We start from the raw sequence: 16,813 nt of genomic DNA, 5'->3' as shown, positions 1-16,813 counted from the left end.
TTGCAACATGGATTTTTGTCTTATTACTTCAGACGATCCACCAACTCATCGTATTTCGGACTGTTCAAGAAATTTTCCACCGAAATATGCTCAGCGCTTGGTAACTTGGCTTTCGCACGATCGGTTAAATCCTTATGGGTGATGACGATATCTGCATCATCAGGTAGGTTATTGATCGCTGTATTGGTAACAAATATATCAATATCCGCCTTTTTAAATTTGTTTTTTAACAACGATGCGCCCATCGCACTCGAACCCATTCCCGCATCACAGGCAAAAATAACTTTATTAATTTCATCCGAAGTCTTATTTTCAACTTCTTGCCCATCGGTTTCTTCATCCTGTTGGTTTAAGGCTCCAGCTACAGAGCTTTTCTTTCCTTTCATTTCTTCCATTTTACCTGCAGCGGCTGATAAATCTTCATCTTTTGCTTTACTCGTTTTCAAAATAAATGCGGATATGATAAAGGAAACAGCTGTTGCCACAAGAACTCCTAAAATGACGCCGATGTAATTCCCTTGAGGTGTCATCGCCAACACAGCGAAAATACTTCCTGGAGATGCTGGCGCTACCAAGCCTGCATTAAAGACTGTAAGCGTGAATACGCCACTTACACCACCACCAATAGCAGCTAAAATCAGTGTAGGTTTCATTAAGACATATGGGAAGTAAATTTCGTGTATCCCACCAAAGAAGTGAATAATAGCCGCACCAGATGCCGAGCTCTTCGATGTTCCTTTGCCAAAAATAGCGAATGCAAGCAAAATACCTAATCCAGGACCAGGATTCGCTTCCAGTAGAAATAGAATGGACTTCCCTGCGTCCGCTACTTGCTCAACCCCAATTGGACTTAATATTCCATGGTTAATGGCATTATTCAAAAATAAAATCTTAGCTGGTTCAATAATGATGTTTGCTAATGGCAGTAATCCTGCGTTAATGATTACCTCTACCCCTGAAGCTAATATATTATTTAGCCCCTCGACAACAGGACCAATTAGCATTACAGAAATCACTGCCAGAATTGCTCCTAAAATACCTGCTGAAAAGTTGTTATAAAGCATTTCAAAGCCCGATTTGACTTTTTCTTGAAATAAGTCATCGATTTTTTTCATGCAATATCCCGCTAGCGGCCCCATAATCATGGCCCCTAAAAACATTGGAATGTCTGCCCCGACGATAACACCCATCGTAGCAATTGCACCAACAACGCCGCCTCGTTTTTCATGAACCATACGCCCACCAGTAAACCCGATAAGAAGCGGCAACAGGTAATTGATCATTGGATCGACTAATGTTGCCAAATGCTCATTTGGCAACCAACCGTCTGGAATAAATAAAGCTGTGATAATACCCCAGGCGATAAATGCGCCGATATTTGGCATAATCATACCGCTCAAATAACTACCAAAGCGCTGTACCTTAGCACGAAAGCCTTTATTAGCCATATAAAAATCCCCTCTCTATGATAAAAAATAAATAAATATTGAATTCATAATTAAATTATACAGCGCTTACAGAATCAGTATCAATTGAATCTAAAAGTCATTTTGTCAATCGTATTGTTGACATCATTTAATAAGGTGTTTTTTAGGATGGGCAGGCTTGGGGAAATAATGCAGTATAGAGGAAAGATTCTCATTACTAGTGTCATTGTAGCGTCTGTTGCTCACCAAAATTAGTCGAATAATAGGAAACGAAAACGGTATAAGTTTGTCGGTATTTCCCGGGAAATATATATTTATGCCGGTATTTGAATGATTCAAATCGTTGTGTGCGGGCGAGCAGGTTTAGGATTAGAGGTAGGACTGTATTTTCTAATGTAGAGGATCTATTTTAAATAAACCTAAACAAATTGACAGTATAAATAAAAAACTTTATACAATACTTAGAATAAGGTATCGAGTAGCGCTAACTACCCGGCACCGGCAACTACAAACTGCATTAAGTGCAGTTGGCCACTAAACATGTTGCCTAACCAAAGGAAGTAATTGCGACCATGGCGTGGGCGATTACTTCCTTTTGATTAGGTAGACATCACATTGGCCTTGTTTTTATAAGAAGAACAAACTCCAATTCTTTTTCCACGAGAGTCGCTCCAAAACTTATCCCAATTCAATATTTGTCACAATCCGATCCACAATTCGTGCACTCTTGATTGAAACAAGGTCACCGCCTGTCGATGTGAAAGCATTTTGCGAAATGATTTCCTCCATGGCACTCTTTACTGCCGCTGGATCAACTGGTTCAACCGGCTTCTCTAATGAATAGGTCACAGTTTTACCTTCCTTATTTGGTAAAAAATAAACGCTTTACGAATGATATAGTTGATCGTGTTTTAGTCGCAACTATCATGAAATTGGATTCAACGCAGGCATCCCTTTATGAAATTGAAGCCGATATCCGCCTTTCACAAGTGAACATTGAAGGCGTGGAACATTGTTATGACATCATTCGCAAATCGGTGAACAAAGGGGTGGCAATCAAAAACGTGCTAAAACGTTTGGACATTCCTAAAGAAAAGGCTATTGCGTTTGGTGACGGAATGAATGATAAGGAAATGCTTCAAATAGTTGGAGAAGGCTTTGCAATGGGAAACGCACATCCCGATCTTTTTGACCATGCAAAACACCGGACAACATCGGTGAGGAATCGGGGATATTTAATGGACTGAAAGAGCTTGGGATAGCGGAATAAGAAACTGGGACATGGGGACAGGTCGAGACCACTGAAAAGCCACCCTGAAAATTCAATAACTCTTAATAACAGCTAAAAATACCCCCAAAATTTGGTATAATAGAATTGTAAAGAAACCATCAACCAAACTGGGGGTATTTTCATGCTTAAAGACAAAAATGCAATTAAGCATCTATTCCTTTTTATACAATAAAATTCCTGAAAGTCATATACTTAAAATACTTCGTGATGAGGTAGACTTTAGCTTTATCAATGAGAAAAAGGACGTTTATCAACATCAAGCATCAAAATGTTCAGTGGCTTTTGCTTGTTCATTTTCTTTTTGCCAATAACTGTATCAATAGATGTAATCGTCTTATGCATTTTCACATTCACGGTTCCTTCGCTTTGTGGTAAATTGAATATGCGTAAGTCCCGTCACCAAGCACTAGTATTAAAATCTCTGCCAAGCTAATTTCAACCAAAGACGTTTAGCCACTTTTGATCCGTGTTTGTCTTTTGTTTTAATAAGTCAACAGTCAATTATAAACACAGAAGATAATAAACATCGATAATAGCTCATATAGAATCCATCATACGCTTACTTACCAAAAAACTAGATAAGGTATCACCTGGGCTTTAATTAGAAGTTATAAACGGCAAACGAATTCTACAGAAAAATTTTATTTATTTCCTTATTTACAAATGGTCTTCCAACCGAATGATACTCAATACGGTAATCTTTCATTTTATCCAAGGCAAAGCAGTTCCGACCATCAATTACCAATGGGTATTTCATTGTCTCAAACAACTTTAAATCGATATTTTTAATCTCATCCCACTCTGTAAGAATCAATGTAGCATCAGCATCTTTAATAGCCCCACCAACATTTTCCGAATACTGAACTTCAGGATTTAAAACTTGTTTAGCATTATCCATTGCAATTGGATCATATGCAACAACTTCTGCACCTTGCTTTATAAGTTCTTCCGTTATTACAATAGAAGCTGCTTCCCTCATATCATCTGTGTTCGGTTTAAACGCAAGACCAAGAACTACAATTTTCTTACCTTTTAATGAGTCAAATCTATTATTTAATTTATCTATTAGTAGGGCTTGTTGTTTTTTATTAACATTGACAACGCCTTTAAGTAATTCAAAGTCATAATCAACATTACCAGCGATTTTTATAAGTGCTTTTGTATCTTTCGGAAAACAAGATCCACCATAACCAATTCCAGCGTTTAAGAACTTGTTACCAATCCGCTTATCTAAGCCCATCCCTTTCGCAACATCTTCCACGTTGGCATCTACTAGCTCGCATATGTTTGAGATTTCGTTAATAAAACTAATCTTTGTTGCAAGAAAAGCGTTGGCAGCATATTTAATCATTTCCGCACTTCGAATATCTGTCCTATATATCGCGACCCCAAATGGTTTATTAACCTCTTCTAATAGAGTTGCAGCTTTTTCACTGTCCGACCCAATCACAATGCGATCGCCATGAAAGGAGTCGTGAATAGCAGATCCTTCTTTTAGGAACTCTGGGTTTGACACCATTTCTACTTTTACATCTTGAACCAGATTTGTATTAATGATTTGTTTCAATTTATGATTCGTACCAACAGGAACCGTGCTCTTGGTAACCACAACCGTATCCTGTTTCGCATGTTTCGCAATGTCCTTAGCTACTTGTTCAACAAAGCTTAAATTCGCCGAACCATCTTCATTTTCCGGTGTACCAACTGCGATATATATGATATCAGCATTTTGAAATCCTTCACGATGGTCTGTTGTGAAAAATAAACAGTTTCTGTCTATATTCTTCGTCATTAATTCGCTTAAGCCAGGTTCATAGATTGGCGAAATTCCGTTCTTCATCTTATCTACTTTTGCCTCATCAATATCGATACATGTAACATGATGGCCAATCTCAGAAAGACTAACACCAGTAACTAGGCCAACATAACCTGTACCAACAACAGCGATATTCATCTTCTTACCTCCATATATTTAACCTTATACTTGTGTTTTTTCAGTCAAAAGTTTTTTAAGCATGATTTCTACGTCTTTACCAAACTCTTTATCCAGCAAAGCCATCTCAATCGTCGTCCGAATAAACCCTAACTTCTCTCCAACATCATACCGCTTACCATCAAAGTCATAAGCATACACACTCTGAATACCGTTCAACTTCTGAATCGCATCAGTCAACTGAATCTCCCCACCAGCACCAGTTTCTTGCTGAGCCAAGAAGCTAAAAATCTCAGGCGTTAAGATGTAGCGACCCATGATTGCTAGATTAGAAGGCGCAGTTCCTTGTTCAGGCTTTTCAACGAAATTACTTACTTGATAACGTCTACCTTCCATTGTGCTAGGGTCAATAATGCCGTACCGATGTGTTTCTTCATGCGGGATCTTTTGCACGCCGATTACGGATGATTGTGTCACATCAAACTCTTCCATCAATTGTTTCAAGCAAGGCTTTTCCGCTTGGACAATATCATCACCCAATAGTACGGCAAATGGTTCATCTCCAATAAACTTCCGTGCACACCATACAGCATGTCCTAATCCCAAGGGTTCTTTTTGTCGTATATAATGAATCTCCACTTCCGATGATTGTCTAATTTTTTTCAGCAACTCAAACTTACCCTTTTTTACTAGATTATCTTCTAATTCAAAGTTAATATCAAAATGATCCTCTATTGCACGTTTCCCTTTACCAGTAACAATAATAATATCTTCTATGCCTGACTTAACAGCTTCTTCGACAATGTATTCAATTGTCGGTCGATCAACAATTGGTAACATTTCTTTCGGCATCGCCTTTGTTGCGGGTAAAAACCTTGTACCCAGACCTGCCGCTGGAATAATCGCCTTTTTGACTTTATGCAAGTAATTTTCCCCCTAAATTTTATTATAATAGGCATAGTTCAGAAGCTTTAACATTTATACAAATAAAATAGCAATGGATGATCACTATAAATTTGTGTAATAACCATGCATCACTATTCTATTATGTCTTCACAACTCAACTTATTTCGACAATCTTGACGTTTATATTACTTTTATTCAGCGCAAAGCATCATATTTAATTATATACTTGATTATTATCTTTTATCTAGTAAAAGATATTTCATTTCCAGACATAATTTGCCTACTTATTTTATATTTGACAGCGACGTCAACGTGACATACTGCACTTAAATTCTTAATATTTATAGTTATTCAAGGGTGAACCAATTACAATTTTTTTGTATGTTTCTAAAAGATATATTTCCCATTAACTCTTTTAGTTTCTTTATCCAAGATAAAATTGTTTATATCACTTTTATAGGGTCTACAAATTAAGAGGGAGTTCCCTAGAAAATATGGAAGCTTGATGTACATTTTACATTGTCCAAGCCATAATAACCGTTAACTCTCTCCCTCCTTAATCGACATCCACAAATACCAGCTGTTCAATCAGGGTTGATGATCATTACATCAAAACGGTAGTATTTAACATGGTTAAACGTCAAAGACATTATACTCTTTTAAAAAATTCGTGCTATAATCCCGGAAATATGTGTTAAAAAAAGGGCACTTTTTCAGTTACCCTAACTAACGCCATCTCCCCTGTCCCACACTATCAAACGGAGCCTTTCCCAAGAATCACTTGAAATACCGTCTTAAAATAAACCTTAACATCCAGCCATAGACTAAAGTGGTTTACATAATACAAGTCATGCTTAATTTTTTCGCCATGGTTCATTTCACTTCTGCCATTAACCTGCGCCCATCCAGTTATACCTGGTTTTACACATAATCTTACTTTTTGTTCTTCATTATAGCATTTCGTAATATCCAAAATTTCAGGTCTTGGTCCTATGATACTCATATTTCCCTTTAATACATTTAAAAACTGTGGGAGTTCATCCAGACTGTACTTTCGAATAAAATTCCCTGTTCTTGTAATATTGGGGTTATCAACAGAACCAAGTTTAAAAACGAAGTCATCTGGTACACCGTTTTTCCAATTATAGATTTTGCCTTTACTTTTTCCTAAAGAATTGGATTGGCTGATCTTCATCGAACGAAATTTGTATATTTCAAATACAGAATCATCTTTCCCGCTACGCCTTTGCTTAAAAAATACAGGGCGACCATCTTCCATAATAATACATATTGCCACTGCCAGAAAAATAGGAGACAATAGAATTAAACAAATAAAACTAACTACAATATCCATGATTCGTTTACAGGCCAGTTGTAATGGTTTTTTGGACATCTTGGATAGACCTTCTATCTGATTCAGTGAGGTATTCATTATGCTTCACTCCCCCCATACCATCAGCAATGCCAACAATTTGGTTAGGCTGCCTTATGTTATCAACAATAACGGTTCCTTCAGGCCCAACAAATCCACCCGAAACAACGGGAATTTGATTAAGTTCTGATTTACCATAAACATTTTCGAAAAAAGATGTGGTGTAGTGAAAAGCAGATATAAATTGATAAGGCAAAGCAATTCGTACATCTAATCTTGTAATGGTCGTATGATGCTCCATCATTTGGCTAATAAAATGTTGACTAAAATTACTTATTCCACCATCAATAATGAACGTATTTTGGCTGATATAAGGAAATAACAGTTCTTCTTCTTCAAATTGACCAGAAAGAAAAGATACGATTACATCTGCTTTTAGTGAAATCTTCTGCAAGTGCTCCATTGTGTTTATTTCAGGTGAAAAAGCTGGAAGAAATCCATTCAACCCGTTAACAATAGCATGTTCCTTTTCTTTTGATCTACCCTTTATAAATACATTTGCTTGTCTTTCACTCATTCGTAACGCAATTTTACTAGCCAAGTTTCCTGTGCCAATAACCAACACATTTTTATTCATCAAATCATCACGAAACTCATGACGTATTAATAAGTCACAAGCCTCGATGGCCATGTCATTTGGCTTTATTGCTATTAATCGTGATTGCTTCACAACATCTTTGGCAACTTTAAACAGGTTAATTTCCAGCTTTTGTTCGACATCAACAAAAATAGTTTCAACTTTACCATCAAAATAACGAAGCGTATCGTGGAGCAGTTTAGAATCATTGATCAAGAAACTCGATATCGCTGTATCAAGTGCATATCTTCTGGGAAGTATTCTAAAATTAGTCTCATATTTTGCAGTGTTATTAATGGTAATGGCCTTATTATCATGGGCGGATAAATACTTCAGTTCTTCAGCTAGCTTCTCTTGAAAATTCATCGTAAACTCAATTCCTTATTAAAATTATTTCAATCCGAGGTATATTTCTTCCATATGCGACACATTTCGATACCAATTATAATTATTTTTCACAAAATCCCGACCGTTTTTTCCGAAATGATTTCTTTTATCCTTATCAATCACTAATTCAAATAACCTGTTTACAATATCATCTATATTTTCGTAATCAACCATGTAACCAGTTTGTCCGTCTTTTGCTACTTCTGGTAATCCACCTACATGACTAACCACGACAGGCACCTCACAAGCAGATGCCTCCAAGACCGCGACCCCAAAGCTCTCACTTCTGCTAAATGCACAATAAATATCCAATTGATTCAGATAGTGCGGAACTTGATTATTCGGAACAGCAGCAACAAATTCTGTGATTTCACTTATATGCAATTTTCTAGCTAACTCTTGTAGGTACGTTAACTGAGAACCATCACCAACAATCATTAGTTTTAATCTTTTCACTATATCTTCGTAATTAGTTGAACGTAAATAATCGACTAATTTTGCAGTAGCTATAATTAGTATATCAATTCCGTAAATTTGTTCCAGCTTTTTTACAGTCCCAATTACGATTGAATTAGAATCTTTTGTCCCACTAGCTTTAAACAAATCCAAATCAATCCCAAAAGGAATAACTTCTATTGGAGACTTCGGTGTAACAAATTGTTCTGTTTGTTCCTTCATTGCGTAACTGGTCGATGTAATTTGCGTTACGGCATTAAGATTCTTTTTCAACGTCTTTTCATTTCGCTTGCTTTTATCAGGAAATAAATAGACATCACTTCCCCACACGGATAATAAAGACGGATTAAAGTCAATTAATCTTGCTAATGTACCGTATCCACTCGCATAATGTACATGCAAGATATCCGGCTGAATCCCGCGAATAAGCATTTTTACTTCTAGTCCATTTAGGTAATAACCAATCGGAGCAGGAACCTTTAATTGATGTAAGCACACCCTAGAATCTATACGATCCGATTTTGAATGGTGCATTGTTATTAAATCCACGTCATGTCCTCGTTCTACTATTGCATTCACCCAACGTACAGTATGGATTGAAGAGGCTGCCGCCAAAAAACAGACTTTCATTTGATTATCACCGTTCCTGTTTACTATTTCTGTTTTTTAATTACCTTGCTTTCATTAATGCGTTATCCACAAAGACAATCCGCATCAATTCATGTTTTAAGTCCTCATTTGAATAGCCTTTAAAATACGTGACAAGGTTTGACAATAACTCGGGTTCTACTTCCGTCGTCTTGCCAACATATATTTTTTCGTACACTTCACCAGGGAGAATTTCATTGTCATCTAACAATTCCTCATACATTTTTTCCCCGGGTCTAATTCCAGTATATACAATCGGTATCTCTTCCTCCGTGAAACCTGATAGTCTAATTAAATTTTTAGCAAGATCGATAATTTTGACTGGATCACCCATGTCCAGCACAAAAATTTCTCCACCTTTTGCAAGTGTTCCTGCCTGAATGACTAATCGTGATGCTTCAGGTATCGTCATAAAGTAGCGACTCATTTCCGGGTCTGTAATCGTGACCGGACCACCCTGATTGATTTGCTTCTTAAACAACGGTATAACACTTCCACGACTGCCTAATACATTACCGAAACGTACCGCAACAAACTTTGTCTTGCTACGCTTATTCAAGTCCTCGATAACCATCTCCGCAAGTCGTTTTGTTGCACCCATCACACTTGTTGGATTGACAGCCTTGTCTGATGAAACGAGGACAAACGAATTAACACCGAATGCATCCGCTGCTTCTGCTACATTTTTCGTACCGATAATATTATTTTTTACTGCCTCATGTGGATTATATTCCATTAATGGAACATGCTTATGTGCTGCAGCATGATAAATGATAACCGGTTTATGCATTTCGACAATTTCAAACATACGAGCACGATCTTGAACATCGCCAATAACCGGAACGATTTCAATATTCGTATCAGAATACTTGTCCTTAAGCTCCATATCAATGGAATAAATACTGTATTCACCATGCCCCACTAATACGATTTTTTTTGGAGTAAAACGCATAAGTTGACGACATAGTTCTGACCCAATTGATCCACCTGCACCGGTAACCATTATTGTCTTTCCCGTGATATCCCCAGAAATGGCATCAATATCGAGTTCTACTGGTTCGCGTCCTAGAAGGTCTTCTACTTCAACATCTTTCAATTGACTTACCGAAAGCTTCCCCGTCATTATATCCTCCATTTTCGGGAGTATTTGTGTTTTTACTCTTGTTTTCTTACAAGTTTCTACAATTTTATTCAATGCGCCATTTTGTAATGATGGAATCGCAATGACAATATGTTCTATATTATGATTTTGAACAACCGTTGTAATATCCTCGGTTTGGCCCAAAATAGGTAAATCATATAATTGCATTTTCTGTTTTGACCAGTCATCATCAATATACCCAACCGGCAGCAACCCTGAATTATTTTGGTTTTTCAATTGTCTAGCAATCATAGCACCGGCTGAACCCGCACCAATAATCAAGGTGTTCTTTTTGTTACCATCTTTATTCACATAACAATCACGAAAAACACGCCAAACAAACCGCGATCCACCAATAAGAATGATGTGCAGCATCCATGTAACCAATAATGCGCGTTTGTAGATAACAAAACCACTTGCCACATATTGAACAACCGCGGTTGCAATAATGGATAATGTTATCGCCTTTACGATGGCTGTTAATTCCCCAACACTGGCATATGCCCAAACTTTTTTATATAAATTGTAAACTAACGCAAATAGGTGATGAAATACAAGTAGTGCTATTGCGCTTATAACAAGTGACGACGTCTGAATAACAGGTTCATATGGATATGCAATCCAAGCACCGATAAATATGGCTGTGCTGACAATGATCGAATCCATGATTATAAGTAATATCAGCCTGGTTCGATATCTCATAACGTCATTCCCCTTCTATCATGATAGACTTATTTGCAAGGTCTAGCTAATTTTGCATACTCTCAATTATAGCATCAAAAAGCAGGAAAAAATATAACAATTTTTAGTTGTAGAAGATGTAATTGTTAATCTGGTTCTCGACGTTTATACGAAATCACGCCGCTTATACCAATAGCAATAATAAACCATTGCAACAACCCAATCGCTTGCATATATAATACAGGTGTCACGATCTAGATACTGAGCACTTTGGCCATGGTCTAGCCTTTAGTTTATTTTCTTAACGTTCTAAAAACTGTTACTACCACCCAGTGAACAATTAAATAAACGGACTTTGCAAAGGATAAATGTTCTATTTCTCTATATACCTTCCAGTGATAGCCAACCAGACCTGTCTTTTTTCGTGATATTGCGCCAGTTCTTATTCGGTGACTACTAAGTGATTCATCTAATCCATACAAATACTTCGCTTTTTTAATTATTTTCAACCACATTACATAGTCATTTCTCTTTTTGATATCTGGAATTTTAAACTTACCTAATTTTTTCGCATTATACATAACTGTTGAATTTCCTGCGCTGGTTTTTAAAATCCCATTATAATCACTCTTGTTTTTAGTTGTAATCATTTGGTTAAGATAATTTCCGTCTTCATCAATTTTAGTGTAATTTGTACAAGTAAAATTATAATTGTTTTCTTTCATAAATTTAAGCTGTTTTGTCAATTTTTCAGAAAACCAAACATCATCACTGTCAAGAAAAGCTATATATTCTCCACTAGCAATATCAATGGCAGTATTTCTAGCCACTGCTGCACCCGAGTTTTTTTCTAGCTTATAATAGTTAATTCTGGAGTCCCTTGACATATAATTTTTCACTACTTCTTCGGTATGGTCGATCGAACAGTCATCAACTACAATGATTTCCCAATCTTTATATGTTTGTGCGATTACAGAATCAATTGCAATCCCTATATAATCACCACAATTATATGCCGGCATGATTATTGAGACTAAACCATCTTTACTTTTTTCATACATTATCGTCCACTCTCCGGTTCTTTAACTAATTTTAAGCCTCCAACAATTAGTAATAGTGTCACTGTTCCTCCAATAAGAAGGGAAAGGATGATAGAACGAATTGGAATAAACGAGGTTAGCCATAGTATGCTTGCGGAAAATATAATGAATACTAACAGACCTACCAAGTACCTCCAATTGCATACAACTAAATTCAGCTTAAATTTCGCAAAGGAAATCAGTAAAATCATATTTATAATAGCGCTAATTACCGTTCCAAGCGCAATAGCGTTCTCACCCAATTGATCGATGAATAAAGTGATCAATAAAATATTGATGCCGAATATCGAGACAACATTTAACACAGTTGGTAATAATGTATTTTCCATCGCATAAAAGAACCGAGTAACATACGTATTCAGCGCTAGAGAAAAAATAGAAATAGAAAAGATCTGCAACAATGGATATGTTACATTTGTTGAATCCTGACTGAAATTCCCATATTCGAAAATAAAGGTAATAATTTCTTTTGCATAAATAAAGATAAAAATACTTGCTGGCAATAAAATCAATGTCAGCATACGAAAGCCTTTTTTGTATGATTGATTAATTCTTGTGAAATCACCCTCACCAGCCGCTTTGGCCAACATCGGATAAATGATAGTGGTAACACTCGTCATTAGTACTGCTTGGGGAAATTGTGTCATTTTTGATGCATAGTTTATCGCAGCTATTGTCCCATCATTTAATTCAGCCGCATAAATACGTTGGATCAATAGATAAAACTGCATCGTCGCTCCGCCAAAAATTAGAGGCAAGGCCAATTTCAAAAACCGCCTTGTCTCAGGTAGTTTTACAATCTTAAAACGAAGTGGAACAAGCTGCTGTTTCCGAATATAATGAACTAGAATGATAAACATGAACACGGAACCCGCTGTCGCACCTAATGCATATGAATATTCCATTAACCACGGTGTTAATCCGACACCAATAAATAAATAGATACCATTAAAAGTAAATGTAGAAAAAGTGCTTAAACGATAATTTTCATGAACATTATGCAGTCCACTAAAAACAATAGATAATACTAAAAATAATGTTGAGGGCGCCGTCCATAGGAATAAGTTACTTGTTAATGTTAGTGCTTCTTTCGACATCCCGGAAAAAATAATTTTAATCCAGAATTCAGGAAAGACCATGAACAATATTGTTAATGCCCCAACTACTATGCTTAAAAGTGTAAAAATCGTTTGCACAAAATCATTCTTCACCGACGCATTCATCTTACTATAAACAGAAATAAACGCAGTTGTACAAGCTCCACCAAGAACAAGATAGAGAAAGTTTGGAATTGTAAATGCTGTTATAATACTGTCAGCATGGTAGGTCGTACCATACTGATAACCGATGAATACTTCCCTAAAAAAGCCGAATAACCGTGCGACAATATTAATAATGGTGATAGCACCTAATAACTTTAAAAAGCGAGATTTCAACATACGCACCTATCCTCTGACATCCTGACACACGCCAGAAATTGCACTAAGGTCTATAAACACGTTTGACCAAATCCATCCCTTTTGGTGTCTTGTTTTTCATTTCATTTGCTATTGTATCAAAACGTTTCAAGGTATGATTCCAATTTCCCCTCATTTCCCTGTAGGCACTGAAAAAATAATCATCCCGTTTATTCACCACATCAATCGGAATCACAAGATCATGACATTCGATGGAATCCATAAAATCCTGCACCTTATGATGGTAAGCAACAGCAATAATGGGAGTTTTTGTAACAAGTGCCAAAATCAACGAATGAAGTCTTGTTCCAATCACGATATCCTGTTCATTAATAAGTTGAACAATTTCTTTATGATTCAGCCCTTCGTCGTATATTACACATTGATCTTTATTGTTCATTCGTTCTTTTATATCTTTTGTTACCGCAGTGTCCTGTGGGTGTTTGGTCGCAAAAAAATTCACCACTGCATCAGGATATTCACGTAAAAGTTCATCAAGATTACGAGCCATCCCATCAATATAATTATTATATTTTGTCATGTCTTCCTCTGGCCAGTAAGCTGGATGGTAAAAGGGTACCGCTGTAACCCCAATACGAAGCTTATCTTTACTTCCTATAGATTTTTCCGGAACGCCATTTTGGAATGCGGGATCTGTAATTACATGTATTGATTTTTTGACACCAATGGATTGCAACAACGTTTTGGATTTTTGATCACGAACCGTAACAAGTCTTGCCTGATTTGCAAGAGCCCTTAATAGCACCTTTCCAGTCAAAGTTGAGATTGGACCAGCACCAGCCCCGTAAATAACAACTGGGGTTTTTGTTAACTTTGCAATCCAGCCGTACATGCTAAATATAACAAGGCTATTTACATATAAATCCATTAAAATTCCGCCACCCCCAACAAACAAAATATCAAGTTTACGGAAAATGGATTTATTCTTCATTATGGTTGCAATTAGTGTCATTGGTGCGCTTTTTTTCTTATGATAAAGTTTTGCAGATTGAACACCAAATTTCTCACGCGTTTGTTCCGGATTATTGGAAAAGACGATAATATCCTTCCGCTCAACTGCATACGCATCTTCCAACTGGACAAGAACGCCTTCAAGGATTGCCTCATCACCTTGATTATCATTTCCGTAATTACCCACAATACCAATTGCCATACACTTTCAATCCTTCCAAACTAACCATATGATAATTTCTAACAACAACCTGTCGATTTAAGGAAAAAACTGCCGAATAATGTTTTTCTAATATCTTATCTTAACATGCTCATTCATGTTATACTAGTACAATCAATACACAGTATATATCAACTTTTTCAACCTAGTTATAAGACCAATATTTCCGGCACTCTCTTTTGTACACTTTTTCAGGCTACCGTGCTGATACTTGGTGGCCTTTTCAAACAATCTAAATATCTAAAGTTTTCCACTAAGTGTCCCATGACGTTCTACACAGTGTACATAATAATACTGTTAGCCTAGAAATTATGTCTGACTCTCTAATAATTCGCACTTATTTACAAACGACTAATGACTAACTTGGTATACTGGGATGATAAGGTTGTAAGAAGTTTAATCTATATCATAGGAATAATTCTATATTTAATTCGTATAGAAGGGACTACACACCTGATCTATTACTATTTGATAATAATCATGTGGTTACAAGGGGGATCATGCAAACAAGAAGTATAACCCAATACTTTTATACCTAGATTATACTTCTTTCGTATTCAAGTTTTGTAGATTTCAATTAATAATACCGTCGATGTGATAACCGGGAATTACTTTTTTTAGCGATTTTGTCATTGTCCACGAAGCTAACACCAAACGTTATAGTTAGCCATTGTAGCATTGCTATGGAATAATTGTTTTGAAATAAAGTTAATTCCAATGTTTCATAAACCAGGATTCCCAACATAAAACAAGCAGACCAACGGGAAACATAATGATCCAGCCGCGCATTTAGCAGCTTCCAAATACCTATAATAAAAGCAAAAAAGAAAATAACACCAACAGCCCCTACTTCAAGGAATAACTGTAGATAAAGGTTATGCGCTGTTAGATTAATATCCGTTACATCCGATGCCCTGATTCCCACTCCATGTCCGAACCAAGGCTTCTTCAAAATAGCATGAATAACACCTTCCCAGATTTCCACTCTTCCGGAAAATAAGTTCTTTTCAAATAATGACCTGCTCCATTCATTTAGCATGTGTCCAAGTGATGTATTTTTAAGTTTGACATATGTAGCAATAAATAATAAATTGCCAAACAACACGATATAAATAAGATAGGAAAACTTACTCCTAAACTTTTTCATTATAACCCAGCCGAATACCGCAACCGCGATACCTATTAAAACAGACCTTGAACCGGAAGCCATTATCAACACGGCCGTAATAAAAAGAATACCTGTAAAAAAGGAACGTTCAAATCTTCTACTGTATTTAATCGATAAGATATTAAAATAAAGCATCGAAAAAAGGAGTACACCTAAATAGTTCTCATTACGAAATACACTCTTAAATCCATGGATCAAAAACCCTGATGCCACCCAATGGACAAAGAAAAGCAGTATCACAACACTAAATACATATCCTGCAATTTTGATATGTGTTTGATGCCACTTGATTCGAATTGCACCAAGAATAAATAAAAATAAAAAGAATAATTTAACAAACTCAAATGACTCCATTTGGTTGCTGGTTAAAAAGCTTAACGAAAAAATCGCAATCAAAAGGGACAACGAAATATAGACTTTTCCCAAAGAAATGTCATATTGCTTGTTAGTTATAAAGCTTTTAACGAGTAATAGGAACATAAAAAAAAGCGTAAGATTAGTACTTAATTCCCCAATACTGAACAATCCTGTTAATTGCGTGCGCACAAATGTGTTCATCAATAATAAAATGAAAAATAAAGCGAAAAATATTCTTTCATAATCAGCCTTTTTATTTACCTGTTTCATAAGTCAAATCCTCATTTTTAATTAAAATAACTGTTTAAATAATACCAAACTTTCTCAAATGCGAAAAGAAAATTTAACATATAGTGACGGCAGCAACAAAAGCCATACATAAGTCATGTACCTCTCTTTAAAATTTGATCTTAATCACTTAACAAATTTCAAACCGCCCGCAATGAAAAAACGATCATATCCTTCCGTTCCATATGATACGCATCTTCAATTTGGACGAGGATACCTTCCAGTATTGCTTCGTCACCCTGGTTATTATTACCGTAGTTTCCTACAATTCCAATTGTCATTTTCTTTTCAATCCTTCCAAACCTAAACAACTAAAGTCAAACTATTATATAGCATAGATTATCGTACACTGAATAAAGGAAAAACACCCAA

The 16,813-nt window shown here is 36.2% G+C and carries 14 protein-coding genes; 1 reads left to right on the top strand and 13 read right to left on the bottom strand.

Going from position 1 to position 16,813, the window contains the following annotated elements; translation table 11 throughout:
• Positions 1–23: 23 nt before the first annotated feature.
• Complete coding sequence (locus ACW2QC_RS01310) at positions 24–1,448, bottom strand: PTS mannitol transporter subunit IICB (protein WP_457542170.1); 1,425 nt, start codon at positions 1,446–1,448, stop codon at positions 24–26.
• Between the two features lie 657 nt (positions 1,449–2,105).
• Positions 2,106–2,276 carry a DUF2922 domain-containing protein gene (locus ACW2QC_RS01305; protein WP_457542169.1) on the bottom strand — a complete coding sequence of 57 codons (171 nt, stop codon included), beginning with the start codon at positions 2,274–2,276 and terminating at the stop codon, positions 2,106–2,108.
• Here ACW2QC_RS01305 and ACW2QC_RS01300 point away from each other — a divergent pair.
• On the top strand, positions 2,264–2,674 hold the full coding sequence (locus ACW2QC_RS01300; protein WP_457542168.1) for an HAD family hydrolase: 411 nt from the start codon (positions 2,264–2,266) through the stop codon (positions 2,672–2,674). The genes ACW2QC_RS01305 and ACW2QC_RS01300 overlap by 13 nt on opposite strands.
• 672 nt (positions 2,675–3,346) lie before the next feature.
• On the opposite strand, the gene ACW2QC_RS01295 is transcribed toward ACW2QC_RS01300, so the two are convergent.
• The 11 genes from ACW2QC_RS01295 to ACW2QC_RS01245 form a co-directional block, all read right to left on the bottom strand.
• Positions 3,347–4,672 carry a UDP-glucose dehydrogenase family protein gene (locus ACW2QC_RS01295; protein ID WP_457542167.1) on the bottom strand — a complete coding sequence of 442 codons (1,326 nt, stop codon included), beginning with the start codon at positions 4,670–4,672 and terminating at the stop codon, positions 3,347–3,349.
• A gap of 24 nt (positions 4,673–4,696) precedes the next feature.
• Positions 4,697–5,575, bottom strand: a complete 879-nt coding sequence (gene galU / locus ACW2QC_RS01290) for a UTP--glucose-1-phosphate uridylyltransferase GalU (RefSeq protein WP_457542166.1) — start codon at positions 5,573–5,575, stop codon at positions 4,697–4,699.
• Between the two features lie 736 nt (positions 5,576–6,311).
• Entirely contained in the window at positions 6,312–6,950 is a 639-nt protein-coding gene (locus ACW2QC_RS01285; RefSeq protein ID WP_457542165.1) for a sugar transferase, read from the bottom strand.
• Positions 6,919–7,932, bottom strand: a complete 1,014-nt coding sequence (locus ACW2QC_RS01280) for a hypothetical protein (RefSeq protein ID WP_457542164.1) — start codon at positions 7,930–7,932, stop codon at positions 6,919–6,921. Before ACW2QC_RS01280 ends, ACW2QC_RS01285 begins: the two co-directional genes overlap by 32 nt.
• A gap of 24 nt (positions 7,933–7,956) precedes the next feature.
• Positions 7,957–9,039 (bottom strand): glycosyltransferase, encoded by a 1,083-nt coding sequence (locus ACW2QC_RS01275; protein ID WP_457542163.1) that lies wholly within the window; start codon positions 9,037–9,039, stop codon positions 7,957–7,959.
• Between the two features lie 40 nt (positions 9,040–9,079).
• Positions 9,080–10,900 (bottom strand): polysaccharide biosynthesis protein, encoded by a 1,821-nt coding sequence (locus ACW2QC_RS01270; RefSeq protein ID WP_457542162.1) that lies wholly within the window; start codon positions 10,898–10,900, stop codon positions 9,080–9,082.
• 272 nt (positions 10,901–11,172) lie between these two features.
• Complete coding sequence (locus tag ACW2QC_RS01265) at positions 11,173–11,940, bottom strand: glycosyltransferase family 2 protein (protein ID WP_457542161.1); 768 nt, start codon at positions 11,938–11,940, stop codon at positions 11,173–11,175.
• Positions 11,940–13,418, bottom strand: coding sequence for a murein biosynthesis integral membrane protein MurJ (gene murJ, locus ACW2QC_RS01260; RefSeq protein WP_457542274.1), 1,479 nt, complete (start codon positions 13,416–13,418; stop codon positions 11,940–11,942). Before murJ ends, ACW2QC_RS01265 begins: the two co-directional genes overlap by 1 nt.
• Positions 13,419–13,461: 43 nt before the next feature.
• Positions 13,462–14,610 carry a polysaccharide pyruvyl transferase family protein gene (locus ACW2QC_RS01255; protein WP_457542160.1) on the bottom strand — a complete coding sequence of 383 codons (1,149 nt, stop codon included), beginning with the start codon at positions 14,608–14,610 and terminating at the stop codon, positions 13,462–13,464.
• 595 nt (positions 14,611–15,205) lie between these two features.
• On the bottom strand, positions 15,206–16,423 hold the full coding sequence (locus ACW2QC_RS01250) for an O-antigen ligase family protein (RefSeq protein ID WP_457542159.1): 1,218 nt from the start codon (positions 16,421–16,423) through the stop codon (positions 15,206–15,208).
• A 158-nt stretch (positions 16,424–16,581) separates the two neighbouring features.
• Positions 16,582–16,722, bottom strand: coding sequence for a hypothetical protein (locus tag ACW2QC_RS01245; protein ID WP_457542158.1), 141 nt, complete (start codon positions 16,720–16,722; stop codon positions 16,582–16,584).
• Between the last annotated feature and the right edge of the window lie 91 nt (positions 16,723–16,813).

The organism is Virgibacillus sp. FSP13 (assembly GCF_054048505.1).
The sequence above is the reverse complement of the archived record's forward strand: the minus strand, read 5'-3'. Positions and strand labels throughout refer to the sequence as shown.